Genomic DNA, 26,430 nt, shown 5'->3' with positions numbered 1-26,430 from the left:
GGGTACTATATTTATAAAGCAATCAATTGATTGCAGTTATAAATAAAGTGCTCGTTTTTTTTGAGCTTGATTTATAAAAATGATTCGTGAAGGGTATAACAAAGTGTCTTTTAGAACTCCGAGGTGTAAGCCTTGAATAAAGTTGATCCTTTCATATTGGATTATAGCTGTATTTGTATGACAGATAGCTTGCCATCCTTGGCTGTTTGCTAGTAAAAAGTGAATATCACAACATGGAATTAATTAGTGAGCTGCCGCTTCGTACAAGTGTGAGTTATAGTATCATTTCAGTTCTGGTATTGAGCTACCAGATTGATTGACAATAATATTTACCACTTTTTCGTTTACCATTTCATTATAAAAATTTTCACTAGATAACATTTGTTGGGTGATATAAGTCCTTGCATAGCGCTCTCCAAGATACATGAGTGCCAAAAACAGTAGGACGATTAAACAGAGTGCTTTAAACGGTGTTAATAAAACAATGAGTCCACCGGCAAGCAGCCATTTAGTGTTCTTTTTTGCTTTTTTCAGCTTCAAGAATGTTTTGTGAACATTAGGATCAGTTTGATGTTGTAAGAGAATTTCTAATGCTTGCTCCATATCAAACTGAATACGAACATTACCTTTGTGATATGCCTGTATAAAGTTTTCGTGTGTTGGGGCTGTCATAGGAACCTCCTGAAGTTACAGTAGATACCATACGAGACAAGACATATTATGTCAATAGTTTCAGTGTTGTGTATTAGTAGGCTCTAAATAAAAGGGGCTTAATCATGTTCAATCTGATGATAGTGCAGCTTTACATCGGTTTATTATTGTTAACAATAGTAGAACCATCGTAATTGCTAATAGGCTATTGATTAAATAGGTGGGTGTATTAAAGGCCAGTAAAATGGCTAACAACCCAAATGTAAAAGCCCGGTCACTTTTGCCCATTGGCCCATTGTAAGCGCGATGATGACTGGTGACTATTGCCAGAATACCCGTTGTTTCTGCAACTATAGAAAGTATTACAATGATAATAACTAAAGGTGCATATGCGTTTACAATAAGTGCAAAGGGAAGATATAAAACTGTATCTGAGATAATATCACTTAATTCATTTATTAACAGTCCAAGCTTTGTTTCCATTTTCTGTTGTCTAGCTAATAAACCATCAATAGCATTTAGTGCCATTCTTATAAGCAATACGATAGGTAGTAATAAAAGTAATTCTATGTTTGATGGTGCATAAGCAAGCAACCCGCCGTAAATAATTGATATAATTAGTGCAGAGAGGGTTATCTGATTGGGTGTATAACCAGCTACAGCTAGTTTGTCTACGATAGGCTGTAACAATTGCTGAAACTTTGGTTTTAAATCGTAAATCGTTGGCATAATGTTATTTTTCTTGATTAAGTCTGCTCGACAAAAAATTTAAGCAAAAAATTGTTTTACTTAAATTGCTCATAATTAGTCATACATTAAAGTACTACTAATATAGGATTAGTCATATATAAAGAATGCTAAAAGCAAAAGTATAGTTTTACAATACAATAAGTAATAAATATTAATGCCATTATTGAGTAACCTAACTGTTAGGACAAGACCAATGTTTTTGGCTAATCTTATGTTGCAAGATGCTGGGTGGTTGAAGGGAGTCAGATTATGGCATGTGTTTACAGTATGCGCTCTTGTTTATTTTGGATGATGCTCGTAAGTTTGACTGGTTTAGCTATTACTGGCTGTGCAACATCAGTTAGTACGACTACTGACAAGCCACGTCTGGCCCAACAGTCTGTATTAAGTACGTTATGGATGGATAGGGCGGGAGAGTACCGTGCTTTATGTCATCAAGCGTTTAATATGGCAAAACTTCAGGTTGATAGGCGGTTATCTTACCACCGTACTTTAGAAAAACCACTGGCTGTTATTGTGGATATTGATGAAACAGTATTGTCAAATGTTCCCTATTTTAGTCAGCTTATCGATAAAGGTGAGGTATTTCCAAGTGGTTGGAAAGTATGGATGCAAATGTCGACAGCTCAAGCTATTCCTGGGGCTTTAGAATTTTTGAAGTATGCAAGGTTTCGTGGTGTTGAAGTTTTTTATATAAGCAACCGGTCTATGAATGAAGGGTTAACAGCGACAATCAATAATCTTGTAAAAATGGACTTTCCTTTTGCTGATCAACGTCATTTATTGCTTAAGAGTAAGTCGGGTAATAAGCAGCCAAGAAGAGATCGGGTTGAGCAAACTCATGAGGTTATTTTATTAATTGGTGATAATTTAAATGATTTTTCACTGATATTTTCAGATAAACCGGTTGTTCAACGAAATAATGCAGTGGATATGATGAGTAGCGAGTTTGGTAAGCGTTTTATTATATTGCCTAACCCCATTTATGGTGACTGGGAGGGGGCACTATATGACTATCAGTGGGGTACCTCTAGTGCACAAAAGTTAAAAGTACGACAACAGCTTTATAGTCAATAAATCAGTTGTTACCAGCAGAAAGTACTTTATTAATGAGTCTTTGTTGCCAAAGTGTAAAAAGATGCTTGTTTTCGATACCCATTGGCGGCTCATCGATTCCAAAGAGCACAGCAGTGTTTTCATACTCAAGTAGTGCTTCTACAAACTCAAAAACATCTTCGTCTTCATAATCTATTATCCATACCCCATCCACTGATTCTAGTTTTGAGATACTTATATTATTCATGTCGTAAAAATGTGGTTGGTATCCATATTGAGTTAATGAGCGAGCAATTTTTTGTCTTTTTTCAGCACATTGGATCAGTAATCTAACATTATATGTTTCATTCAGAGCTGATTCTGGGAGGTACTGGTTCACTAAATCAGTGATTTCCTTTGATCTAAAAGGAATATTTACACAGGCGCTTGCGCCTAAAATAGGGGCAAGTTCGCTTAAGTAATTTTCTCCACGTTCGTTGATAATGATAATAGGTGTATCTTTGTTACTGAGATTATCTTTTAGCATCTTGAGCATGCTTAAACAGGTAAGTCCTTTGATATCAGAGCAAATGAAAATGAGAGTAGGCTGATAAGATGCTAACATTTTGACAGCTGAAGCTGAGTCGCTTGCAACTAAAACATCAATAGGTAAGTAGTTACTGAGAATTTCCAGTAACTTTGAAGCGCATAAGCTATCTCCAATAATAAGTGCTCGCTGGTCAGACTTCATTGGGTCAATTGGAGGAAGCGGTGAGTTAACCTGTTGATTGAAAAGTGAACCCTTTATACTATCAATGTTTTTGTTCATTGTACTGCCTTATCAAAGGTCTCTTTATACCCTTCATGCATCATGTTTATACCGCTGAAAACCCTTCATTATGAGTATAATCAATAGCAAACGATACACGTATTAATTATAAGTACTTTTTATACGAGTCTACTAATATATTGGCTTTGACTAATGCTTGGGGGTTATGTAAAAACTCACATGGAGTGTTGTTTTACTAACAGTTGCTAAGTATTAGACAATATAGGCTTATGACTTGAAACTAGTTCATTTTGATAGGTTGAATTAAGTCAACAAAATAATTGCTAGTTTGATCTGGTTCGATATATGACTTTGGTGTGCGTCAACTATTGTCTTTGGACTTGTTGCTATTTACTTTCTTCTGTTAAATTATAAGTTGACGGTGTATGAGATTTATACAGCTTTTGGGCTGGGGGCTAGTAAAACTTCCTTGTTGTTCACTTTATGTTCAATATTGATAGTGGTGCTTTATTGAACAAGTGTATTTCCCTAAGAAAAGAACCTTATTTCTTCCAGTTTAAAATTACTTTGCCACAGTTCCTTGAGTTCATAATATCAAATCCGGACTGGTACTCATCTATGTGATAATGGTGAGTAATAACTGGGGATATCACTAAACCACTTTGTAGTAATGCCAGCATTTTATGCCAGGTTGTGAACATTTCTCTGCCATAAATTCCTTTAAGGTGGAGGCCTTTGAAAATAACATTATCCCAATCAATAGAAACATGTTCAGGGAAAATACCCAGTAAGGCTACTTTACCGCCATGACTTATATTTTTGATAAGGGTTTGCAGTGCATAAGCATTGCCTGACATTTCCAAAGCAATATCATACTCGTGCTCTACACTATCTAGTGGAGTCTGAAGCACATTAATAGTGTGGGTTGCACCCATTTTTTCTGCAAGTGTTAAACGATATTCGTTTACATCAGAAACAATAATGTTCTTAGCACCTATATATTTGGCTATTTGAGTGGCCATTAAACCCGTAGGTCCAGCCCCTGAGATAAACACGGACTCGCCAATAAGGTCAAAAGATAGGGCGGTATGAATTGAGTTCCCTAAAGGATCGAAAATAGCTGCAATTTCATTGGGGATATCTTCTGGTACTTTTACGATATTTTTGGCTGGAAGCGAAACATATTCTGCAAAAGCACCCGGACGGTTAACACCTAAGCCAACAGTATGGGCACAAAGGTGTGACTTGCCAGTCCTGCAATTTTTACAATGATCACAGGTGATGTGGCCTTCTCCAGAAACACGTTCACCTACTTTAATATTTTTGACATCTTTTCCCACTTCAATGACATGACCAACAAACTCATGTCCAATATGCATTGGTACGGGAATTGTCTTTTGTGCCCATTTGTCCCAGTTATAGATATGTAAGTCAGTGCCACAAATTGCTGTTACGTCAACCTCCACAAGAACTTCATGGGGATCGATTGTTGGTACGGGCACATCTTCCATCCAAAGGCCGGGTTCAGGTTTGGATTTAACTAAAGCCTTCATGATACACCTGCTGCGAAAATACTTCCTTATCTATGCAAACAGAAAACGATAAATTTAGGGGTAACTTTAAATATTAAAAAGCGGTTGAGATTTTATGTTAAGTATCATTAACTCTATTCCTCAAATGAATTTAACCAAACTAATACCAACCCCTTTAGCCCGTCTAGTTTACGGCTAAGTATGGCAGGTTAATAAATAGCTGTCCTGTGTCTATATTGACTTTCCCGTTCACAAAAAAATTTGCTGGCTACATTTGTGGTATTCCTTATAAACCTTTTTGTTAGTGTTATTAATACTTTGAAATTACACACTTACTGAATCCCCAAATACTTTTCAGCGAGTTCTTATCAGAGAAAGTTTAGATTTGAAGGGCTGATGAAGTTTTTAGTAAGATCTGTTGTTTAGGCCCAGCCTGTGTGTTTTTTAATATATGTTTGATATCTCTAATGTATAAGAAAATGTTCAGGCTTGTGGTATAAAAAGCTGTTCTGGTAGTTGAGGTTACAGCAGCATATCCGGCTCTGTATACAAGAATACTCATTTAAGTTTTATATACCTTTGGCAGCCATGCACTTACTAAGAAAAACAGAGAAATGTCAGGTTGGCCTGAATTTTTGCTCCAAATGAGATACCTACATACTTGTATTTGGCGCTTACTGCTCAATTATAATCAAAAGAATGACTTGTGACGAGAGTATGAGAGTTTGTAACCAAATATATGAATTTAGTGTATAAGATATGTGAATATCTAATAAATAAGCCTTACTTATGAGTTTGTTAGTATATAGATATATACAACTAACAGTGTATAATGTAACAGTTTTATTGAATTAATGCTACTATACAATCTCGCCAATAAGGAAGTTCAAACCATTACGGATAGTAGTTACTATATGAAGTGTATAAAATTTAAACTTTTACTGCCCCTGTTGATGGCAATTGTAACTAAGGTTGCTGCATTTTCAGTTGAGCCTGACAAGGTTCTACAATTGCCTACCCCTGAAGAAACCTGTGAAGGTGTGAAGTGGTGTGACTGGGTTGCTGTCAAAAAAGACTGGCCTCGGGGAGAAAGTCGTAAGCGTTTAGTCAAAATATCAAATGAGCTTTTCGAAGTCAGTATTCCTCAAAATTTTAATTATCAATATATTTATGGTGGTTTACCTTCTTACTCCTTGCTATATGATAACTTTAGAATTGGTATCTCTGTAAAACAAACACCAGAACCCGTTGCAGGTAAGCATGCTGAGTTAATAAACGCAGCAAAGGAAAAACAGGGAAATAAAAAGCTAGTGCCTGTAGATATTTTTAACATTGCTTACTTGAACAGTAAAAAAGTAAAAGAGCCTGATAATTTATACCAAAAAACAGTTTGGCGCTTGGCTTTTTTGTATAAGGCATCAGAACAGCTTATTAGTGTGCCAGAGTATTATTCTTTTGATGATATTTCTGCTTATATGATGGAAGTTAAGCGTGGAAAAGTTAAGTACAGGGTTACAATTATTACAACAGTAAAAGATCAGAATAAATATTTAAAAATAATTGATGATGGCGCTCCAAAACAATTTGTTTTAGATATTTTAAGCAGTGTGCGATTGGTTACAAATCAACATCACTATGCTGCTGAAAGTCATCAGCCAATTATGCCTAATGGTTTTTCTTGCTGTGGTGCATGATTTTTTATAGGTTAGAAGTTTATATTAATTATTTTTATCGGCTAACACGCCAAGTAAACATAAAATAATGAGCAGTACAGGAAATAATGTTTGGTTGTTAAATGATGATATTGCTGCATGTAAGTATGGGGGGAAAACGATAATCGCTAGGCTGCTACATGCCAAGCACAAAATAATAAGCAGAAGTGATCTTAAGAAACTGTTTAATGACGATAAGCGCTTTCGTAAATAGCGAGAAAACTGGCTACCGAACATCAACAATAGCACAGCAATAATGCTTAAGGATATTTCATCAAGGTAGGATCGTGCCCACTGTGATAATGAAGTTACTGTGCTAATGATCACATTCATACTAGTTACATAAATTTTTCGAGCAGTGTATTAAGGTATAGCAGCCCTTTTGGTGTTGCCTGTAGTTGATTTGAAAATGGCATTAACAAAGCATGCTTTTGTGCCGAGTCTAATTGATTATAAATTGATTGCAATGACTCGCCCGTTCTATCTAAAAAATAGTGACTTGGTACTCCATTATTAAGGCGCAGGGTGTTCATTAAAAACTCTAATGCCCGCTCTTCTGGATGTATTTCTCGTTTTCCAGCCAAGTAGCTTTTACTGAGGTCCAGGTAGTCTTTAGGTATCCTAGTCTTCCAAAGACGATCAATTTTATTTTGGTCCGGAAAGGTTATTTTGCTATGTGCACCTGCACCAATGCCAAGATAGTCGCCAAACTCCCAGTAATTCATATTATGTTTAGACTTGCAGTTTTCCTGAGCATAAGCAGAAATCTCATATTGTTGAAAGCCTGCATCATGAAGCCGTCTCTGACCCGCTTGCTGCATAGTGAATAGGCTATCATCGTCAGGTAACTTGGGTGGTTTTGAAAAGAAAATGGTGTTGGGCTCTATCGTCAGTTGATACCAGGAAATATGTGTGGGCGATAAAGAAACAGCCTGGTTTAAATCAAACAGTGCATCATCAAGTGTCTGCCCAGGTAGACCAAACATGAGGTCTATATTGAAGTTTGTAAATCCGGCTTTTTTGGCCATGTCAATGGCACGGCTTGCTTCTTGAGCGTTATGGATTCTCCCTAACTGTTGTAGTTGTTTGGGCTGGAAACTCTGTACACCAATTGATAGGCGGTTAATTCCAGTTTGAAAATAGCCACTGAACTTCGCTTGTTCAAAAGTACCTGGATTGGCTTCAAGGGTGATCTCAATATCATCAGCAAAAGGAATTTTTTGTTGTATTTCCTTTAACAGGTGGTTAAAACTTTTGGCTGAAAACAGGCTTGGTGTTCCGCCTCCAATAAAAATGCTTTGTAGCGGGCGCCCTTGAACTAAATGTAGGTCAGCCATTAAGTCATCAAGGAGTGCACTGCAATATTCCTTTTCAGGGAGCGTATCTTGGGCTGTATGTGAGTTAAAGTCGCAGTATGGACATTTTTTTATGCACCAAGGGATATGTATATATAAGCTTAAAGGCGGTAACTGTAATGGCATAGCGGGTTCACTGCTTTCTTAATGCTTGTAACAGCTTCGCCATTGCTTTGGCTCGGTGGCTGAGTTCATTCTTGGTTCCTGCAGGTAATTCTGCTGCCGAACAGTGCTCGCTGGGAACAAAAAATAAAGGGTCATACCCAAAACCATGTTCACCACGGGGTTCTTCTAAAATGAGTCCTTCCCATGTTCCCTGACATATTAATGGAGTTGGGTCTTTTGCATGCTTTATGTAAACAAGAAGACACTGAAAACGCGCGGTGCGCTGCTGGGTTGGGACGCTATTTAATTCACTGAGCAGTTTTTCAATATTGTCCGCATCTGAAGCTCGCTCACCAGCGAAACGTGCTGAGTAAATACCTGGAGCTCCATCCAGAGCATCAACTTCTAAACCTGAGTCATCAGCAATGGCTGGTAACCCTGTTATTTTGGCAGCATGGCGGGCTTTGATAATGGCATTTTCAACAAATGTCAGACCTGTTTCAGCGACTTCAGATACACCCATTTGTTGTTGAGGGAGCATCTTGATGTTCAGGCTGCCAAGTAAATGTTGTAGTTCGTTTAGTTTACCTTTGTTATTACTTGCTAATACAACTTGTTGGATATCTCCAGGCATAGTTCAGATTAATCCTTGTAAAACTTCTTAGTGAATTTAACAGAGATGGGAGATGTAGACTCGTTTGTAGTTACAGATATATTAAAGTGGAGAATTTCTTCATTGCTGTAAGGGAATGTGGCTAAGTAATAAATAGCATTTTGCTCTTTTACTTCACTAAACGCTAAAGAGTTTTTTTGTTGTAATAGATTAACAGCAGAGCCTGAAACTTTGGCGGAAACAGCTTGAGAGCCAGTACTTTGTTTCTGTTGAACAGATATATTAATAACACCGGTTGTTCCGCTTCGGGGGATACTATAACGCTTAGCAATTTCAGGTTTAAGGAACGTACTAGGGAAAGCACTGTAGTGGATAGTATAGTCTCCCTGTGTTTTGCTGTTATTTTCTTCTGCGTATGTGTTTAGTGAGCCAAAAAGCATTAAAGTAGTAATAGTAAACACTTGCAGAAATTTGCTGCTGACGGAGTATTCCTGTGAAGTTATATGCGTTTTTAATAAGTTAGGATGCTTGAACATAGCTAACCTCAGGGTGTTAAGACAAGAGTATTTACAGTGTCATGGCTAAGAAGGCACGGGATAGTTAGTGAATTTATAATTTTGCTAACATGCGTTGAAACCTGTTGCTATCCTCTCCAAAACACTGTTTTCATTAGAGTGATTATTATTGCTGGTGTATGAAAAATTGATTTTACGTTATGTATAACCATGAGTGGTTTTTCGGTGTTGATATTGCCCCCCAGATACATACAACACAATTAATAACACTATAGTGAAGAGTATTCAAAAATAGATAAGCCCATTTAACAAGAAAGTATAGCTAGCATTGGATTTCTCTTCTGTTATTCAGGTGAAAATGGCGGTTAACTTCTTGCTAATCGGTAAATAGCGATTTCACCAAATACATTAGGTAAAACATTAAATAGCCAATGGCCTTGGTGAGATTGGTCGACTACAGTCCGGTTTAAAATTCGCAGGCGTTTGGTCTGGCATAACTCTTCAAAGTCTTTGAAAGTACAAAAGTGAATGTTGGGGGTATCGTACCAGGTATAAGGCATAAACTTTGATACAGGCATTCTACCGCGCTGTGCAAGGTAAAGCCGACAGCGCCAGTGACCAAAGTTAGGGAATGTGACAATGCATTCATGACCCACGCGCATCATTTCATCGAGCACAAGATGTGGATAGTGAACCGCTTGAAGGGCTTGGGTCATGACAACCGTATCAAAGCTATTGTCAGAAAAGTTTGATAAGCCTTGGTCAAGGTCTTGCTGTATGACATTGACCCCTCTGGTTAGGCACTCATTAATGTAAATTTCATCTATTTCCAACCCATATCCTTGGATATTTTTGTGGGTCTGTAAATGATGAAGCAGTGTTCCATCACCGCAGCCTAAGTCCAGTACTCGACTATTGGGTGTAATCCAAGGCTCAATAATGGCAAAGTCGGTACGCATATTATGCTACTTCCCTAATGATACGGTTCATGTATGCGTGAAAAGCTTGTTTGTAACGGTTTATTGGTAGTAGGAATGCATCATGGCCTTCTGGAGCATCAACCTCCAGGTAGCTGATCTCTTTCTTCGCATTGAGGAGGGCATCTACAATTTCTTTGGAACGTTCAGGAGAGAATCGCCAATCTGTAGTAAAGGAAATCAGTAAAAATTTACACTGTGTATCAGCAAGCGCTGCAGTAAGGTCACCATTAAACTCGGCGGCAGGATCAAAGTAGTCTAAGGCCTTTGTCATTAATAAATAGCTATTGGCATCAAAGCCTTCTGAAAAAACTTCGCCCTGATAACGTAAATAGCTTTCAACTTGAAAATCTACATCATAATTGAAGTTGAGGTGTCCACTTCTTAGGTCGCGACCAAACTTACTGCGCATCGCTGCATCTGACAGATAAGTGATATGACCTACCATTCGGGCTAACATTAAGCCACTCTTAGGGTATGTTGAGTTTTCAAGATAGCGTCCGCCATGAAAGTCTTCATCTTTCATAATGGCTTGGCGCGCAACTTCATTAAAGGCAATATTTTGGGCGGATAGCTTGGGTGCTGAGGCAATAATCAGCGCGTAGCGAAGGCGTTTGGGATAAGCCATACTCCACTGTAGGGCTTGCATTCCACCTAAACTGCCACCAATAACTGCAGCCCATTGCTCGATTGCAAAGTAGTCAGCTAGCATTGCTTGAGTATTAACCCAGTCCTTGACCGTGACAACGGGAAAGTCTGGCCCGAAAGGCTTCCCTGTTTCTGGGTTTATGGTGGTTGGTCCTGTGGAGCCATGGCAGCCGCCAATATTATTTAGAGAGACGACAAATAGTTCATTTGTATCAATAGGCTTGCCTGGGCCGATGTAATTGTCCCACCAACCAGGTTTTCGGTCTGACATAGAGTGGTAGCCAGCAGCATGGTGGTGTCCACTCAATGCATGACAGATCAGTACCGCATTGGTTTTCTTGGTATTGAGCGTTCCATAGGTTTCTACTTTAAGTTGATAGCCATTCAATACTCTTCCACAAACAAGCGTCAGTGGCTTATCAAAAGTGATCGTTTCAGGCGTAACGAGGCCTACGGAATCAGCAGGAATTGATTCTGGCATATACTTCAAAAACCAATAGTGAGAGTAATAAGCACATGCTATACCCTCTGTGGAGGGTACACTTTCAGTTAGCGAATAATATTCGCACACCACAGCATAACATCAACTGAAACAATACCATAGTGATAGCAACTCGGTGGTACAACAGATGGTGTAGTACTATATCAACTAAGTGCTGGATTAGTTAAGTGCCAAAAGTGGAGGCCATAAGCTATATAGTTTGGCTATTCGAACTATGGCCTACTGAAGTATTTCTGAAGTGAGTATTAAAATGGCATATTGCCGTTAAATTCAGTATTACCGGTAGGAGATAAGTCACTGCCCATAAAAGTATCAGCAACAGCTAGCTGCTTCTCACGATCATTGATAAAAAGACCTAGTTTCTCTGCACGCCATCGTTGGCCTGTATCTATCATTAAGTTTTTCAGCTGGACCATTTGCTGCTCAATAAGTTGTTTTTGCTCCAAAGTGTGTTGAGTCAAAGGTAGCAAAACGTCTTCATCCCAATAGAGAATTTCTTTTTGAAGGGCGTTGAGCACTTTCTTTATATTCAGTAGTAATGCATTGAAGAAGCGTTGAACAGTTAATCCGTCTTTACTAATGTAATCTTTTAACTGAAGGTTAATGCCTTCCGCACGACTTTGAAGGGCTCTTAATTGACGAATAAAGCGGTTAAGGTCAAAGTGAGGCGGCTTGAAGCATTCCTTATCAGCTACACTGGCCGTATTACTGCTGTGATTACCATGTTTTTTATAAAGAGAGGCAGCAAGTTTATTGGCCATGCTAACCTCCATTTGCAGAGAGCTTAAATCCAGGTAAATCATTCTAAAGAATTCTGCAATGCCTTGCGCCAGGTTAGCACCAGGCTGCCAGTTATTGATTAAGTCTGGTTTTATTTTGTACAGATACTGTTCAAACTGCTTTGTTTCTGCGGCAGCCTGTAATAGCTCAGATTGTCTGGCCAGCATTCTCCGATTGGAACGTAATGTCAGTAAACGCTTGTGGAAGAGGTCGTGCTCTTGTCGAGTTTGCTGATTAAATGAGTCAATAATGGCCTGGTTATTATGTTCGTTACTGATTTTTTGCTGTTGCTCTCGAAGCGCATTGTGACGCTCAACCATACTATTGCGGCTGTTATGCATCAGATCGAGAGTACCCCGCAATACATTTTGATTGAGTAAGCCTTCCTTATGTTGGCTAATGGCATTGGAAAGCTCTTCTTCTAATGATTGAATCCTACTTCGCTCTAAGAAGCGTGCATTATTCTTGGTTTTACCCAAGATAGCGTGCTTAGCCGACACTGGGAGTATTTGTGTTGCATCCAGTGATAGTTTTTTAGCAATAGTCCGACAACGGTGATCGATTGTTAAATTGGTAAATCGCTCACCTTCTAATTCATCCCACAGCAGATCAATTTTATTTAAAACAGGGATGAGTGACTTGTTCGTTTCATCAAGAAACGTACGTATATGCTGGCGCCATAATGTTAAGTCCCCTAACCCAACACCATTATCAGCACTGACGACAAAACAAATTGCTTGTGCAGTATTGAGGATGTTGAGAGCTACTTCTGGCTCATTCCCGTAAGCATCTAAGCTGGGCATATCAAAGATGCGAATACCATGATGTAGAAGGGGGTGATCAAAGTTAATAGTGGCGTAGCGCCAGCTAGGAATAAATACTGTTCCTGGCTTAGCTTCATTGGTTTCTAAGGCTCCAGGAGAAAAACCTAAAGCAATAGCCTCTTCTACTGAGACTTGCTTAGTGCGTGATACCTCATTGAAGGCTTTTATTAGTTCTTCAGCATTATTTGAGCGGAGTGGAATTGTTGTCCAGCGACTAAGAACAGCCTGGTAGTACTCTATGGGCTGGTCACTTTTACGGGTCTCGATAGGTAGCAAGCGAATTGCAGGTTCTAGCTCAGGGTCAAATGTCAGTTCAGTGGGGCACATTGTTGTGCGACCTATCTCACTGGGTAGTAACCGTTGCCCATATGTGGCAAAAAATAAAGCATTAACAAGCTCTGTTTTGCCTCTGGAATTTTCCCCTGTGAAGACTAGCCCTATACGATCTTCATTCAGAAGACGTGTAGTCCTCGAAATGCGTTGTTCTAATTCTTGGTTATCAAGCTTGTTGTTTTTTAACCAAGCATGGTAACGGGCTAGCTGATTTTTGAGGTCAAGCTTCCATTGAATATAGTTTTCTATTTGGCATACTAGCTGGCCACGACTCATCGATGACTACCTTTCTTATCCTGTTGCCGCTGCCTTACATCCAAGCAAAGAGATTCCCGCCATTTTCAGGCATGTCATATCAATTAAACGAACGGGAAGCGAATTGGTCAATGTGAGTAGTGGGGTAATGTGACGAGCTGCGCAAAATTGTCAAATAATTGACGTCTAATCTTATTTTTTAAGTCAGTTGTTGTTTTTTCTAATAAAAGTGTTCAATCAAAACTGAAAGACAATATTTGATGTGTGTTTTTGAATAACTAAAAAAATAGTGTAACTGTCTTACAAGTTAATTGGTTTTATTGTAGGCAACAATATTCCTCAAGTTAATAAAAAAGCGCTTTTAAAAGCGCTTATAGGGAGTGATCTTGAGTATTGCTAATTAGCGAAGTGGCATGACTACACTGCGAATACTTAATGAGAGCACTTCGCTGTTAATGCTTGCTAGGCTGACTAACAGCCCTTGTTCAATAAAGAAAATGGCAAGAATAACCACCATCACTGAAAGGTCTAATCCACCCATAGGAGGAATAACTCTTCTAACTATGTTTGTGACTGGGTCAGTTATTTGGCGAAGGATGATCATTGCAGGGTTATAGTTGCCTGGCGCAATCCAACTGGCTATTGCAATAATGATAAGTGCAAAAAAATAAAACTTTAGAATAGCGGCAATTAAACAAAGTAACGCAGTAAAGACTACTGCAAAAACACTTAAGTCTGCCGGGGAAATTCCATCAAAAGCCGCAATGATATACAACAGGAGTATTTGAATAATAAAAGCCAGTGTTAAGCTGGCAGTATCAACGCCACCAACACTGGGAACAACTCGGCGTAAAGGTACTAAAAGTGGGTTAGTTGCTTTAACAATAAACTGTGAAATAGGGTTGTAAAAGTCGGCGCGAACAAGCTGCAATAATAGGCGAAGTAGAACGGCTAGTATATAAAGTCCTACCACGGTCTGCAGTATATAGTTAAGTGTACTGAAGATAGGCGAGTGCATAGATCTATTAATCCTTGCTGTTTTCAGGAGCGCATATTCTATTTAGGCCAGCTTTGTACCATGTTAGTGCACGATTTTCTGTCTACCACTGACCTTTAATGATTAATCAAATAAGGATGTTAGCCTGTATTTTCAATAGTAGTGTTACTCAGGGTTACTAAGTTCTTGTGCTCGCTGTTGGGCAGCAGCAGTTGCCTGATCTACCAGCAGTCGAAGGTTATTCTCTTCAAACACATTCAATGCTTGTGCTGTGGTGCCCCCAGGTGATGTCACGTTTTTTCGTAAAGTTGCTATTGCTTGATCACTGGTATTTGCCATAAGTGCGGCACCTGCAGCGGTTTGCATGACCAGCTGTTTGGCCATATCCGGAGGAAGTCCTCGTTGTATTGCTGCATCAATAAGGGCTTCCATAAAGAGAAAGAAGTAAGCAGGTCCGCTGCCAGATATTGCAGTAATTGCATCCAGCGTGCTTTCTTCATCTACCCAGCAAGTTGTGCCTACGGCATTGAATATTGATTCGCAGTAAGCTTTTTGCTGATTAGAGACAAGGTCGTTGGCGAATAGCCCTGTTGCTCCGCAACCAACCATTGCAGGTGTATTAGGCATTGCCCTGGTTATAGCGAGCTCAATGCTGAAATGTTGTTGAATGAATGCTGTAGTAATACCTGCCGCAATGGATAATAACAGCTTGTTATCTAAGCCGGGCTGAGTATTTAACTCGTTAAGCACATCAGACATCACTTGAGGCTTCACAGCGAGTATAACAATATCAGCATGTTTCATTGCCTCATGGTTATTGTTACTGGTGTTTATACTTAATTGAGATTCAAGCGATATTAAGGCCTCTGCTCTGGTATCTGTTGCCCAGATTAAATTGGGTGAATAACCATTTGTTAATAATCCGTTGATGATGCTTTTGGCCATGTTGCCTGCACCAATAAAAGCAAGCGTTGGTTTGTGCATGCGAACTCCTTTATGGTCACTGTATGCAGTTTGGCTATTTATTTTCTGGCACCAAATAGGGCTGTACCAATTCGCACAATCGTAGCGCCTTCTTTGATGGCTACTTCCATATCGCTACTCATTCCCATAGAGAGTGTATCTAGTTTTGCATCAGGGAATGAATGCTGAAGATGCTTTAAGGCTTGAGCTAGTTGATGAAACTGTTGCTGTTGAACAGTTATTTCAGAAGTAGCTAAAGGTATTGCCATTAGTCCACGTAAAGTCAAATTAGACAGTTGTAGTATTTCAGCCGCTAAAGGCTCCAGCTGGTCGAGTAAAACACCTGACTTAGATGGTTCTTCACTAACATTTACTTGAATACATACATCTAGTGGGCCCATACCTGAGCGGGCATTATTTAAACGTTGTGCTATTTTTAAACGATCTACACTATGTACCCAAGAAAAATGTTGAGCGATTGTTGTGGTTTTATTTGACTGAATGGGTCCAATGAAATGCCAACTAATATTGAGGTGAGAAAGCTTACTCATTTTAAGTAAAGCTTCTTGTAAATAGTTTTCACCAAATAATGTCTGGCCTGCGGCATAGGCCTCTTCCAGTGACTCAATAGGCTGGTTCTTACTTACGGCTAATAGCTGTACAGTATTTTCATCTCGCCCTGCCACCTGCTGAGCAGTACTTATTCGTTGGCGTATGGTATGTAGATTATTAGCTATGTTTGACATGGTAAACCACGATTTAGACTGCTTGGTAAGAGGATAATAAACCATGTCATCTTAAATCAAAATGTTCACAAAGGCTTTCACCTCAAAAGAAAGCCCATCGTTAAATCTTGAAAAAAAGCATGTTATGGCGAGGCCAGTCTTAAGCTAGTGAATAAGCAATCCAGGTAAATTAGGGCTTTTGGAAAGACAGAGCTAAGCTGTAAAAAAAGAAGTTATAAATGTTTGGGGAACTCAAATGGATATCACTGAGTTGTTGGCATTTAGTGCAAAACAGGGTGCATCAGACCTTCATATTTCTGCAGGATTACCTCCTATGATCAGGATTGATGGTGATGTTCGCCGGATCAATCTTCCATCAATGGAGCATAAAACAGTCCATGGTTTGATTTACGATATCATGAACGATAAGCAACGGCGTGATTATGAAGAGTTTATGGAAACAGACTTTTCATTTGAGGTGCCAGGTGTTGCTCGTTTCAGGGTTAACGCATTTAACCAGAACCGTGGAGCAGGTGCAGTATTTCGGACTATCCCTTCTAAAGTACTTACCATGGAAGAGCTGGGCATGGGACAAACCTTTAAAAATGTTTGTGCTATTCCTAGGGGGATTGTGCTGGTAACAGGGCCAACAGGTTCCGGTAAGAGTACAACTCTTGCGGCTATGCTGGACTACATTAATGAGAATCGTTATGAACACATTTTGACAATTGAAGATCCCATTGAGTTTGTTCATGAGTCAAAAAAATGCTTGGTTAACCAGCGGGAAGTTCATCGAGATACGTTAGGCTTCGCTGAAGCTTTGCGTTCAGCGTTGCGGGAAGACCCTGATATTATTTTGGTGGGTGAGATGCGGGATTTAGAGACCATTCGTTTAGCCCTGACGGCTGCAGAAACCGGGCACTTAGTATTTGGGACCTTGCATACGACCTCTGCAGCAAAAACAATTGACCGGGTAGTTGATGTGTTCCCTGCTCAAGAAAAAGCGATGGTTCGCTCTATGTTATCTGAGTCATTGCAGGCTGTTATCTCCCAGACGCTGTTAAAACGAATTGGTGGTGGTCGAGTAGCGGCTCATGAAATCATGATTGGTACGCCAGCGATACGAAACCTGATTCGTGAAGATAAGATTGCTCAGATGTACTCAGCAATTCAAACAGGTGCAAGCGTAGGGATGCAGACATTGGATCAGTGCCTTAAAGACTTGCTGCAGCGTGGTCTGATTTCCAAAGAGTCAGCCAAAGAAAAAGCCAAAATACCTGAGAACTTTTAAAGGGGTGTTTGCTGTTGAGTTTTCAGCACTGTCATTGGAGTTGGTTTTATGGAAATTGAGAAGTTACTACGTGTAATGGTGGAAAAGGCGGCTTCTGATTTATTTATAACCGCAGGTGTACCACCCAGTATTAAAGTGCATGGCCGTATTGTGCCTGTTACCAAAACAGCAATGTCCCCTGAAAAAACCAGGGAAACTGTTTTGGGGGTAATGAATGAAAAGCAGCAGCAGGAATTTTTAGAAAACCATGAGTGTAACTTTGCTATAAGTGCACGAGGTATCGGCCGTTTTCGGGCAAGTGCTTTTTATCAGCGTAATCTTGTTGGTATGGTATTGCGGCGTATTGAAACAAATATTCCAAAAGTTGATGATTTAGGTCTTCCTGATGTCATTAAAGACTTAGCAATGGCTAAACGTGGCTTGATCATATTTGTGGGTGCGACAGGAACAGGTAAGTCGACTTCATTAGCTTCCATGATTGGCCACAGAAATGCCAACAGCTCAGGGCATATTATTAGTATTGAGGATCCTATTGAGTATATTCATCAACATCGTGGCTGCATTATTTCTCAGCGAGAAGTGGGGCTTGATACTGACAGCTTTGAAATAGCCTTAAAAAATACATTACGCCAAGCGCCTGATGTCATTATGATCGGTGAGGTTCGAAGCCGAGAAACCATGGAGTATGCTGTTGCATTTGCTGAAACAGGACACTTGTGTCTTGCTACTTTGCACGCGAATAATGCGAACCAGGCTCTGGACCGGATTATCCACTTTTTCCCTGCTGATCGGCATGGACAGATTTGGATGGATTTATCGTTAAACCTGCGTGCAATTATTGCACAACAATTGGTGCCTACACCCGATGGAAAAGGGCGGCGAGCCGTTGTTGAGGTATTACTCAATACCCCATTAGCATCTGATATCATTCGTAAAGGGGCTGTACATGAGTTAAAGCCGCTAATGACTAAGTCTACTGAGCTAGGTATGCAGACTTTTGACCAAGCACTTTATAGCTTGTATGTGCACGGTGAAATAACTTATGAGGATGCTCTTGCTCATGCAGATTCCCCTAATGACTTACGCTTAATGATCAAGCTGGGTTCAGAAACTGATTCTGAGCACCTGAACTCAGTCGCGGGAGGTCTTAGTATTCAGGAGGAGGAATCAGATAGGCAACGCTTGTTTTAAAGCCTTTTGAGGTACTTATTAATGAGTGCTGGTTTAGATAGGATGCATAGCCAGCCAAGTTTCAAGAATAAGTTGTGCAGCAAGGCTGTCAATTGGGGTTGAGGCATAGTCACCCTTATGACCAAGCTCTGCAGCATACTGTTTGGCCTCAAAGCTGCTAAGGCGCTCATCCATAGGAAACCATGGTTTATTGAAACGTCCATGGAGCCGGTTGCCAAACTTTCTTGCCCTACGACTCATTTCACTTTCAGTGCCATCCATATTGCAGGGTATACCTACTACAAATGCATCAGGCTGCCATTCTTTGATGATTTCGGCAATTACATCCCAATTTGGAATACCATCACGAGCTTTGATAGGGGGCAAAACTGAGGCAGTACCAACAATGCGTTGACCTGTTGCTACACCTATTGATTGTGTTCCAAAGTCGAATGCTAAAAGACACTTAATGTTAGTGGGTATTGTCATTTCAAAGTCTGGAGTGTTCTAAAATGGATCAGGCGTGGCCGGCAACGGGCGAGAGCATACTACGATTAATGCCTAAGGCTGCAACGGCTGCATTCAATCGATCACCAATAGGTGTGTTGAAGAGAATATTTGGGTCAGCCTTACAAACAAGCCATGAGTTGTCGAGTATTTCCTGTTCCAGCTGGCCTTTATCCCAGCCTGAATAACCCAAAGCGATAAGCGCATTTTCAGGCCCTTCATTCTGAGCAATGGCTAATAATATATCTTTAGATGTGGTGAGTTGGACGCCAGGAGCAACTTGCAATGTAGCCTCCCAATGACTTTCACTGGGAGAGTGAAGTACGAAACCCCGCTCAAGCTCAACGGGACCTCCTGCACAAATGATATCACTGATATGAGCATTGCCATGGGAGGGGGTAATACCTACCTGGCGAAATATTTCATCCAACGTTAAGCCTGTTGGACGATTAATAACGATCCCCATTGCACCTTGGTCGTTATGCTCACAAATATACGTTACAGAGTCAGCAAAGTTAGGATCTTTTAAATGCGGCATGGCAATTAAAAAGTGATCCTTGAAGCTTTGGGTAGATGAAGTGTTCATATTAAAAGTATTGGGGCTTAGTGCTTTTAATACAAGCCCCAACGAAAGAAAAACTAAAAACTTGAAAGGTAGTTACCTTTCTCAAACCGCCAGGTGCGAATGATCTCTAGTTCATCAATATCGTTGAGATCGCCTGTAAATGGAGGATAAGGGGCAGCAGCTTTAACAATTTTGATAGCTGCTGAGTCAAGAACTTTGTGGCCTGATGACTGCATGACCTTAATATCTTTGATGTTACCATCTGATTTAATTGAAACTAGCAAACGAAGGCTGCCATACAGCTTACGTTCCCTAGCCTCCTGGGGATAATTAATATTACCGACGCGCTCCACTTTACGCCGCCATGCTTCTTTATAGTAAGCTCCTTTACTCTGCATGGTTGATGCAGCTGTTAAGCGTAGTACTCTTGGGCGTTTAGCATAGGTTTGAACTTGCTGATCAAGCTGTGCTTCAAGAGAGGCAATTTCTGAGCTTAAGTCGATTCGCTGTCGAGTTTTTTCTTGACTGCTTCTCTTAAGCTTCTTTTTTTCTTCCTGTTGTTTGTGTACCTTTTGTGAACTACTTTGAATCGTAGTGACAATATTGGACTTTTGCTGCGCTTGGGTTGGTGCTGCTTGAGGTTGAGGCTGGGGGGTGACTTTCCTTACCTGGTTATCACGAAATTGTGCTTTTCGATTCGTGGTAGGAAGAGCCTTGTCTTTTTGGGTACCACTACCTTCTTGGTTTGCCTGGGCCAAAAAGTCAGCATCTTTGACTTTTTTATCACTTTTGTAATTGGCCAAAGTAATTTCTAGAGTCTGAACAGGCGCAGGCTTTATTTCAGGTAAGTCAAAGCTTACAAGCAAAATTATTGCAGCATGAATTGCGAGTGCAATAAAAAGGTTAAATAGCAGGCGATCATTGGCAGATACTAGAGTTTTCGCTTGAACCATACCGTTATTCATCCAGCTTAGTTTACTTCCATTTGGTTTGAAGCGCCTTGCCCCATATTAACCTGCAGGAGGCAGATACAAAGGGAGCAAGTTTGCCAACCCTGTATGAAAAAGTCTATGAAGTACTCCGCGCTTGGAGCTTTTTTTCTATGCAATTCATCAGTTCGTTAGCGATATCTAATTGAAATATAGCGTCAAGTTCTCGAATACAGGTAGGGCTTGTGACATTTATTTCTGTCAAAAAGTCGCCAATGACGTCAATACCTACAAATATCAGGCCTTTTTCTTGTAGTACGGGGCCAACTTGTTCTGCAATCCATAGGTCTCGTTCTGATAGCGGTTGACCAACCCCAGAGCCGCCTGCTGCTAGATTACCTCGTAGCTCACCTTTGGCGGGCACACGTGCAAGCGCATAAGGAACAGGCTTACCGTCTATGAGTAGAATCCGTTTATCGCCTTCTTTTATTTCAGGAATATATTGTTGTGCCATGATCTGTCGCTGACCATGCAGCGTCAGTGTTTCAATGATGACACTTAAGTTGGGGTCATTAGGCTGTACCCGAAAAATGGAGCTTCCACCCATGCCATCTAGAGGTTTGTAAATAACATCACCATAACTGGCAGCAAATTCTTTAAGTAAATCAACTCGCCTTGATATACAGGTTGGTGGTGCACATTGGGGGAACTGAGTGGCAAAGAATTTTTCATTACAGTCCCTGAGACTTTGCGGGTTGTTAACAACCAGGGTGCCTTGGTTTTGGGCTTGTTCTAGTAAATAAGTCGCATAAATATACTCATTATCAAAGGGGGGATCTTTACGCATTAGAATTACATCAAGGCTCGATAAAGCAATGCGCTGAGGTTCTTCAAGAGAAAACCAATGATTAGCATCCTCAAATACGGTTAATGGGCTGGCAATACCCATACTTTGTCCTTGGCTTTGGAATATATCTTCAGGCTCCATGTAGAATAGGGACCAGCCGCGTTTTTGTGCGGCAATTAACATTGCAAGCGAACTATCTTTTTTATAATTGATAGTTTTAATAGGGTCCATCACTATTCCGAGCCGTACTGTCATATACACACCCTAGTGTTGCCTTCAGTTTAAAGATATGTTTAAGGTGATGAAGTTTACCCTTATTGCCATTTGATAGCTAAACTATTTGTAAGGTAAACAGTTGCTAGCTATATGCTTAATATGCTTCAAGGAATAGAAGCTCCCTCATATACTTGTCAAGAGGCTACAATAAAGGAATGTTGAACACGTAACGTTTCTTATAGATTGCACTAGGATTGTGTGTTAAAACATTTGACGGCACGGAATTCTGTCTAACTTTTAGTGGTCAAACCACTGCGAATGAGACAAAAGTAATTTCCTTTGGGCTGAAGGCTTAAGATATGGAAGATGATTTTAAGAGTTTGAAGGTGATGGTGATCGACGATAGTAAGACTATTCGTCGCACAGCGGAAACTCTGCTTAAAAAAGTTGGGTGTACAGTCGTCACTGCGACTGACGGTTTTGATGCCCTGGCTAAAATTGCAGATACGCAGCCAAACATCATCTTTGTTGATATCATGATGCCACGCCTTGATGGTTATCAAACCTGTGCACTGATCAAAAATAACAGTGCATTTAAATCGACACCTGTGATTATGCTGTCAAGCAAAGATGGTTTGTTTGATAAAGCAAAAGGTCGCATTGTGGGTTCTGACCAATACCTCACTAAGCCTTTTAGTAAAGAAGAGCTGCTTGGGGCGATTCGGGCGCATGTCAACACGAGTTCTAGCGCCTCTGCCAATGCGTAATTTGGCGTAAGTAATTTTTAAGAGCCATTCCTTTATTTCGGAGTGGTTTTGGTAATGTTTGTAGCTGGGGGATTTATGGCTCGAGTACTAATTGTTGAAGACTCTCCTACTGAACGGTACAAGCTTAAAGAAATGTTAGAAAAGCACGGCCACGAAGTCCTGGAGGCTGACAACGGAGCTGATGGTGTTGCTCTTGCGCGAGATCAGAAGCCAGATGCCGTATTAATGGATATTGTAATGCCTGGATTAAATGGTTTTCAGGCTACACGACAGTTGACGAAAGATCCCAACACTAGTCATATACCTGTGATTATTGTTACGACAAAAGATCAGGAGACAGATCGCGTATGGGGTAAACGTCAGGGGGCAAAAGATTATCTTACGAAACCTGTCGAGGAATCTGTTTTAGTGAAAACACTCAATAATGTACTTTGAGGCTGGTTGTTAGAGTGGTTTAAATCATGTCAGAAGTGCAACATCCTTTTGAGCTTCTTCAATCAATTGCTAGGCGTTGCCGTCAACATGCGGCAGGTCTTCCAGCCCAAACCGAAGTTAAAGCCCAGTGGAGTGGAATAGGTTTCCGTCTTGCTAACTTGAACTTTGTGGCCCCAATGGGTGAAGTGGCAGAAATCTTACCAGTTCCTAACTATACTCAATTGCCAGGAGTACAAAGTTGGGTAAAGGGAATCGCGAATGTTCGTGGACGACTGTTACCCATAATGGATTTACCAACTTTTCTTGGACACCAGCTGGCTTCAGCACGAAAAAGCCGGCGTATACTGGTTGTTGAACATGGTGAACTGTTTAGCGGATTAGTGGTTGATGAGGTTATGGGGATGCAGCATTTCCCTGTTGATGGCTACTCAGACCAAATACCACGCAGCACACCAGAGCCATTTCAGTCATTTCTGACGGGCTCTTATGAAAGAGAAGATGGTCGCTGGCTGATTTTTAGCCTGTATGCTCTGGCAGAGCACCCAAGCTTTTCAAAAGTTGCTGTATAGGAATTGAAGTAGTAGGAAGCAGCAGGTGGCGTAACCACCATTATTTTGTTTAACACTGTGCCATAACAAGAAGCTGTAGGCCATGTGGGGGCCAAATACATATGAAGGGTATATCTGCGAAGAACCAAACCAGCCAAATAATCGCTGCATTGTTTGTGCTGTTAATTGTCTCATTAGTTGCGATGATCGCAAACTTCCTTTACGTAAATAATAAAGCCTCTGAAGACAAGGAATATATAGGTCACTCAGGGGAGTTGCGGGTACTTTCTCAGCAGATAGCAAAAAACTCTACAGAGGCTGCAGCGGGTAAGAGTGATGCGTTTAAACTGCTACGTACTGCCCATGATGCCTTCAATGTAAGCTTTACTACCTTGCAGAAGGGATCTGATGACCTCCCTGCGGTAGAGCAGCAAAATTCAGATACACTCAATCAGCAGATGAACTCCCTTGCAGGAATATGGCAGCGGGTGAGTAAAAACGCGAATGACATCATGAATACAGAAGATACTGTACTCTCTCTTCATGATGTAGCAGGCACCTTATCTGAAACAGTCCCACAGCTGCAAATTGAATATGATGAGGTAGTAGAAATTCTGCTGGAAACCAATGCCCCGGCTGGTCAGGTTGCACTGGCACAAAAGCAATCCTGGTTAGCAGAACGTATCCTAGGTAGTGTAAACAAAGTTCTAGAAGGTACCGAAGACTCAGTTATGGCAGCAGACAGCTTCGGTCGTGATGCGAGTTTGTTTGGTCGTGTATTACGCGGGATGATAAATGGCGACAGTGAGTTAGGTATTACCCGAGTGAGTGATAGTGAAGCTATTGACCGACTGAATGAAATTTCTGATTTGTTTGAGTTTGTTGATGGTAGTGTGGATGAAATCCTTGAAACATCCCCAGAGTTATTTCAGGTCCGTGAAGCGTCTGACCAAATTTTTGCTGATTCTCAGCAGCTACTCCAAGAAGCATCTAAGTTAGTAAACCTGTTTGAAGGCTTGGAGGGTGAGCGGGTTATCAGTACCCAAACGGGTGCACTATTTGGCTTGCTGGCCGTACTATCAATTGTCTTGATTGGTTTGGTTATGGTTCGTGATACTCGCCAGCGTTTGCAAGAGCAAGCAGAGCATAACGAACAAAACCAGGCGGCTATCCTGCGACTGCTGGATGAGCTAGCTGACCTGGCTGATGGTGACTTAACTGTATCGGCTACGGTAACAGAAGACTTCACAGGTGCGATTGCAGACTCTATCAACTTCTCTATTGACCAGCTAAGGCAGCTGGTTGCAACCATCAATAATACAGCAGTACAAGTGGCTTCAGCTGCACAAGAAACCCAAGCAACAGCGATGCATCTTGCTGAAGCCGCAGAGCACCAGGCTCAAGAGATTGCAGGTGCTTCCGCAGCGGTTAATGAGATGGCTGTGTCGATTGACCAGGTATCGGCTAACGCTTCTGAGTCTGCTGCGGTAGCGGAGCGGTCGGTGGCGATCGCGAACAAAGGTAATGAGGTTGTACAGAATACCATTGCCGGCATGGATACCATTCGTGAACAGATTCAAGATACTTCTAAGCGTATCAAGCGTCTGGGTGAGTCATCTCAGGAAATCGGTGATATCGTATCGTTGATCAATGACATCGCTGACCAAACGAACATTCTGGCATTGAATGCGGCGATTCAGGCATCGATGGCAGGGGACGCAGGGCGTGGTTTCGCGGTGGTTGCCGACGAGGTACAGCGCTTGGCGGAACGTGCATCTGCGGCAACCAAACAGATCGAAGCGTTGGTTAAAACCATTCAGACAGATACCAACGAAGCGGTAATCTCGATGGAGCAAACGACTTCAGAAGTGGTTAAAGGTGCTCGCCTCGCACAAGACGCGGGTGTGGCACTAGAAGAGATCGAGAAAGTATCGAAAAACCTTGCTGACTTGATTCAAAACATTTCTAACGCAGCACGTCAACAGGCCTCATCTGCAGGTCATATCTCTAATACGATGAACGTTATTCAAGAGATTACAGCTCAAACCTCTGCGGGTACCAATGCGACTGCTAACTCTATCGGACACCTTGCTGAACTGGCTACTGAAATGCGTAAATCGGTAGCAGGCTTTAAGCTGCCAGAGGGTTAATAGTCCCTTTGGTTTATAACACTGTTTAGTTTAATTCAAAGGTGGGTCGCCTGAAGTAAGTGAGCATGATAACTAAAGATTGGTCAATGCAGTCACTGCCTGACATGGACCAGCAACAGTTTGAGCAGTGGCAGTCTCTTCTTGAAGATAGGACTGGCATGCGTATATCTGAGCAAAGAAAGTCGTTTTTACAAACCAGTGTTGGTATACGCATGCGTGAGCTCGGCTATTCAGATTACCAGACCTATTTTGAAGAGATTATGAATGGCCCAGCAGCGGCACAAGAGTGGACAACCCTTGTAGATCGCTTAACTGTTCAGGAAACCAGCTTCTTTCGGCACCGTCCTTCCTTTGAAGTTGTTGAAGAGTACTTAAGCCAGCGTGTAAGCGAGTTCAACAAACCTATTGAAATTTGGAGTGTTGGCTGCGCAACCGGTGAAGAGCCATATTCTCTAGCGATGCTCGCAAATGCAGTTCTCGGCGAACAAGGCAAATCTCAATATTTTGGTGTAACTGGAACGGATATTAGTGTACCTGCTTTGGCTAAAGCCAGGCAGGGAATCTATAGTCAGCGTAAACTAGAAAATATAGATTCAGACATTCGTGATCGATACTTTAGAAGTATTGGACAGCAAAAATTTGAGGTAAATCCAGGACTTAAAGAACGGGTTTGTTTTGCCCGAGTCAATGTTTTGGAGCTTAATAAGGCCCCAATGTACGGTATGGATATTATTTTTTGCCAAAACCTACTGATTTATTTCCGGCGTTGGCGGCGCAAAATGATCGTGAATTGCCTAGTTGAGCGGTTAGTACCAGGGGGGTTATTGGTACTAGGGCTAGGGGAAATTGTAGATTGGAAGCACTCAGATCTGCGGCGCGCATACACTGATCGTGCTTTAGCTTTTATCAAGCATAAGGCGGCGAATTGATGACAAGTGGAGTA

General features: G+C 41.0%; 27 protein-coding genes. 9 read left to right on the top strand and 18 right to left on the bottom strand.

Features of this window, described 5'->3' with window-relative positions:
* Positions 1-282: 282 nt before the first annotated feature.
* Both F607_RS0101955 and F607_RS0101950 read right to left on the bottom strand, forming a co-directional pair.
* Complete coding sequence (locus F607_RS0101955; protein ID WP_027706695.1) at positions 283-672, bottom strand: hypothetical protein; 390 nt, start codon at positions 670-672, stop codon at positions 283-285.
* Positions 673-780: 108 nt separating this feature from the next.
* Positions 781-1,380 carry a CDP-alcohol phosphatidyltransferase family protein gene (locus F607_RS0101950; protein WP_027706694.1) on the bottom strand — a complete coding sequence of 200 codons (600 nt, stop codon included), beginning with the start codon at positions 1,378-1,380 and terminating at the stop codon, positions 781-783.
* A 270-nt stretch (positions 1,381-1,650) separates the two neighbouring features.
* Between F607_RS0101950 and F607_RS0101945 the strand changes: the two genes are divergently transcribed.
* Positions 1,651-2,478: a 5'-nucleotidase, lipoprotein e(P4) family gene (locus tag F607_RS0101945; protein ID WP_051310713.1), complete on the top strand. Its 828-nt coding sequence runs from the start codon at positions 1,651-1,653 to the stop codon at positions 2,476-2,478.
* A 1-nt stretch (position 2,479) separates the two neighbouring features.
* On the opposite strand, the gene F607_RS0101940 is transcribed toward F607_RS0101945, so the two are convergent.
* Entirely contained in the window at positions 2,480-3,265 is a 786-nt protein-coding gene (locus tag F607_RS0101940) for a PleD family two-component system response regulator (protein ID WP_027706692.1), read from the bottom strand.
* A 503-nt stretch (positions 3,266-3,768) separates the two neighbouring features.
* A complete protein-coding gene (gene tdh, locus F607_RS0101935) occupies positions 3,769-4,779 on the bottom strand; it encodes an L-threonine 3-dehydrogenase (RefSeq protein ID WP_027706691.1) in 1,011 nt (336 codons plus the stop codon).
* Positions 4,780-5,672: 893 nt separating this feature from the next.
* Here tdh and F607_RS0101930 point away from each other — a divergent pair.
* Positions 5,673-6,452 carry a hypothetical protein gene (locus tag F607_RS0101930; protein WP_027706690.1) on the top strand — a complete coding sequence of 260 codons (780 nt, stop codon included), beginning with the start codon at positions 5,673-5,675 and terminating at the stop codon, positions 6,450-6,452.
* 24 nt (positions 6,453-6,476) lie between these two features.
* Here the strand turns inward: F607_RS0101930 and F607_RS33400 are convergent, their stop codons facing one another.
* The 10 genes from F607_RS33400 to F607_RS0101880 all read right to left on the bottom strand — a co-directional run bounded on the left by F607_RS33400 (position 6,477) and on the right by F607_RS0101880 (position 16,083).
* Positions 6,477-6,803 carry a DUF3392 family protein gene (locus F607_RS33400; protein WP_084611063.1) on the bottom strand — a complete coding sequence of 109 codons (327 nt, stop codon included), beginning with the start codon at positions 6,801-6,803 and terminating at the stop codon, positions 6,477-6,479.
* A 5-nt stretch (positions 6,804-6,808) separates the two neighbouring features.
* Complete coding sequence (hemW, locus tag F607_RS0101920; RefSeq protein WP_027706689.1) at positions 6,809-7,951, bottom strand: radical SAM family heme chaperone HemW; 1,143 nt, start codon at positions 7,949-7,951, stop codon at positions 6,809-6,811.
* A 7-nt stretch (positions 7,952-7,958) separates the two neighbouring features.
* Complete coding sequence (locus tag F607_RS0101915) at positions 7,959-8,564, bottom strand: XTP/dITP diphosphatase (protein WP_038289601.1); 606 nt, start codon at positions 8,562-8,564, stop codon at positions 7,959-7,961.
* 8 nt (positions 8,565-8,572) lie between these two features.
* Positions 8,573-9,079 carry a DUF4426 domain-containing protein gene (locus F607_RS0101910; protein WP_051310711.1) on the bottom strand — a complete coding sequence of 169 codons (507 nt, stop codon included), beginning with the start codon at positions 9,077-9,079 and terminating at the stop codon, positions 8,573-8,575.
* 344 nt (positions 9,080-9,423) lie between these two features.
* Positions 9,424-10,017, bottom strand: coding sequence for a methionine biosynthesis protein MetW (metW, locus tag F607_RS0101905; protein ID WP_027706686.1), 594 nt, complete (start codon positions 10,015-10,017; stop codon positions 9,424-9,426).
* Between the two features lies 1 nt (position 10,018).
* Entirely contained in the window at positions 10,019-11,164 is a 1,146-nt protein-coding gene (metX, locus tag F607_RS0101900; RefSeq protein ID WP_027706685.1) for a homoserine O-succinyltransferase MetX, read from the bottom strand.
* A 266-nt stretch (positions 11,165-11,430) separates the two neighbouring features.
* On the bottom strand, positions 11,431-13,398 hold the full coding sequence (locus F607_RS27740; RefSeq protein ID WP_051310709.1) for a dynamin family protein: 1,968 nt from the start codon (positions 13,396-13,398) through the stop codon (positions 11,431-11,433).
* A gap of 379 nt (positions 13,399-13,777) precedes the next feature.
* Entirely contained in the window at positions 13,778-14,395 is a 618-nt protein-coding gene (locus F607_RS0101890) for a YggT family protein (RefSeq protein ID WP_027706684.1), read from the bottom strand.
* Between the two features lie 144 nt (positions 14,396-14,539).
* The gene (gene proC / locus F607_RS0101885) at positions 14,540-15,358 is read right to left on the bottom strand and encodes a pyrroline-5-carboxylate reductase (RefSeq protein WP_027706683.1); all 819 of its coding nucleotides are present in this window, start codon (positions 15,356-15,358) and stop codon (positions 14,540-14,542) included.
* Between the two features lie 38 nt (positions 15,359-15,396).
* Complete coding sequence (locus F607_RS0101880; RefSeq protein ID WP_027706682.1) at positions 15,397-16,083, bottom strand: YggS family pyridoxal phosphate-dependent enzyme; 687 nt, start codon at positions 16,081-16,083, stop codon at positions 15,397-15,399.
* A gap of 235 nt (positions 16,084-16,318) precedes the next feature.
* Here F607_RS0101880 and F607_RS0101875 point away from each other — a divergent pair, with 235 nt between their 5' ends.
* Positions 16,319-17,353, top strand: coding sequence for a type IV pilus twitching motility protein PilT (locus tag F607_RS0101875; protein ID WP_027706681.1), 1,035 nt, complete (start codon positions 16,319-16,321; stop codon positions 17,351-17,353).
* A 48-nt stretch (positions 17,354-17,401) separates the two neighbouring features.
* Positions 17,402-18,544: a PilT/PilU family type 4a pilus ATPase gene (locus F607_RS0101870; RefSeq protein ID WP_027706680.1), complete on the top strand. Its 1,143-nt coding sequence runs from the start codon at positions 17,402-17,404 to the stop codon at positions 18,542-18,544.
* A 33-nt stretch (positions 18,545-18,577) separates the two neighbouring features.
* On the opposite strand, the gene ruvX is transcribed toward F607_RS0101870, so the two are convergent.
* The 4 genes from ruvX to gshB form a co-directional block, all read right to left on the bottom strand.
* Positions 18,578-19,012, bottom strand: coding sequence for a Holliday junction resolvase RuvX (gene ruvX / locus F607_RS0101865; RefSeq protein WP_027706679.1), 435 nt, complete (start codon positions 19,010-19,012; stop codon positions 18,578-18,580).
* A 28-nt stretch (positions 19,013-19,040) separates the two neighbouring features.
* A complete protein-coding gene (locus tag F607_RS0101860; protein ID WP_027706678.1) occupies positions 19,041-19,616 on the bottom strand; it encodes a YqgE/AlgH family protein in 576 nt (191 codons plus the stop codon).
* 53 nt (positions 19,617-19,669) lie between these two features.
* Positions 19,670-20,548 (bottom strand): energy transducer TonB, encoded by an 879-nt coding sequence (locus tag F607_RS0101855; protein ID WP_027706677.1) that lies wholly within the window; start codon positions 20,546-20,548, stop codon positions 19,670-19,672.
* 115 nt (positions 20,549-20,663) lie between these two features.
* Entirely contained in the window at positions 20,664-21,626 is a 963-nt protein-coding gene (gene gshB / locus F607_RS0101850; protein WP_027706676.1) for a glutathione synthase, read from the bottom strand.
* 320 nt (positions 21,627-21,946) lie between these two features.
* On the opposite strand from gshB, the gene pilG reads away from it, so the two are divergent.
* The 5 genes from pilG (at position 21,947) to F607_RS0101825 (ending at position 26,416) form a co-directional block, all read left to right on the top strand.
* A complete protein-coding gene (gene pilG / locus F607_RS0101845) occupies positions 21,947-22,354 on the top strand; it encodes a twitching motility response regulator PilG (protein WP_027706675.1) in 408 nt (135 codons plus the stop codon).
* Positions 22,355-22,429: 75 nt separating this feature from the next.
* On the top strand, positions 22,430-22,789 hold the full coding sequence (gene pilH / locus F607_RS0101840) for a twitching motility response regulator PilH (RefSeq protein WP_027706674.1): 360 nt from the start codon (positions 22,430-22,432) through the stop codon (positions 22,787-22,789).
* Positions 22,790-22,815: 26 nt separating this feature from the next.
* The gene (locus tag F607_RS0101835) at positions 22,816-23,358 is read left to right on the top strand and encodes a chemotaxis protein CheW (RefSeq protein WP_027706673.1); all 543 of its coding nucleotides are present in this window, start codon (positions 22,816-22,818) and stop codon (positions 23,356-23,358) included.
* A gap of 101 nt (positions 23,359-23,459) precedes the next feature.
* The gene (locus F607_RS0101830; protein ID WP_027706672.1) at positions 23,460-25,487 is read left to right on the top strand and encodes a methyl-accepting chemotaxis protein; all 2,028 of its coding nucleotides are present in this window, start codon (positions 23,460-23,462) and stop codon (positions 25,485-25,487) included.
* Positions 25,488-25,552: 65 nt separating this feature from the next.
* Positions 25,553-26,416 carry a CheR family methyltransferase gene (locus F607_RS0101825; RefSeq protein WP_027706671.1) on the top strand — a complete coding sequence of 288 codons (864 nt, stop codon included), beginning with the start codon at positions 25,553-25,555 and terminating at the stop codon, positions 26,414-26,416.
* Positions 26,417-26,430: the final 14 nt, after the last annotated feature.

This window comes from Zooshikella ganghwensis DSM 15267 (genome assembly GCF_000428585.1).
Taxonomy (GTDB): Bacteria; Pseudomonadota; Gammaproteobacteria; order Pseudomonadales; family Zooshikellaceae; genus Zooshikella; species Zooshikella ganghwensis.
Note: the sequence above shows the minus strand (reverse complement) of the source record. Positions and strands in the feature narration are given on the sequence as shown.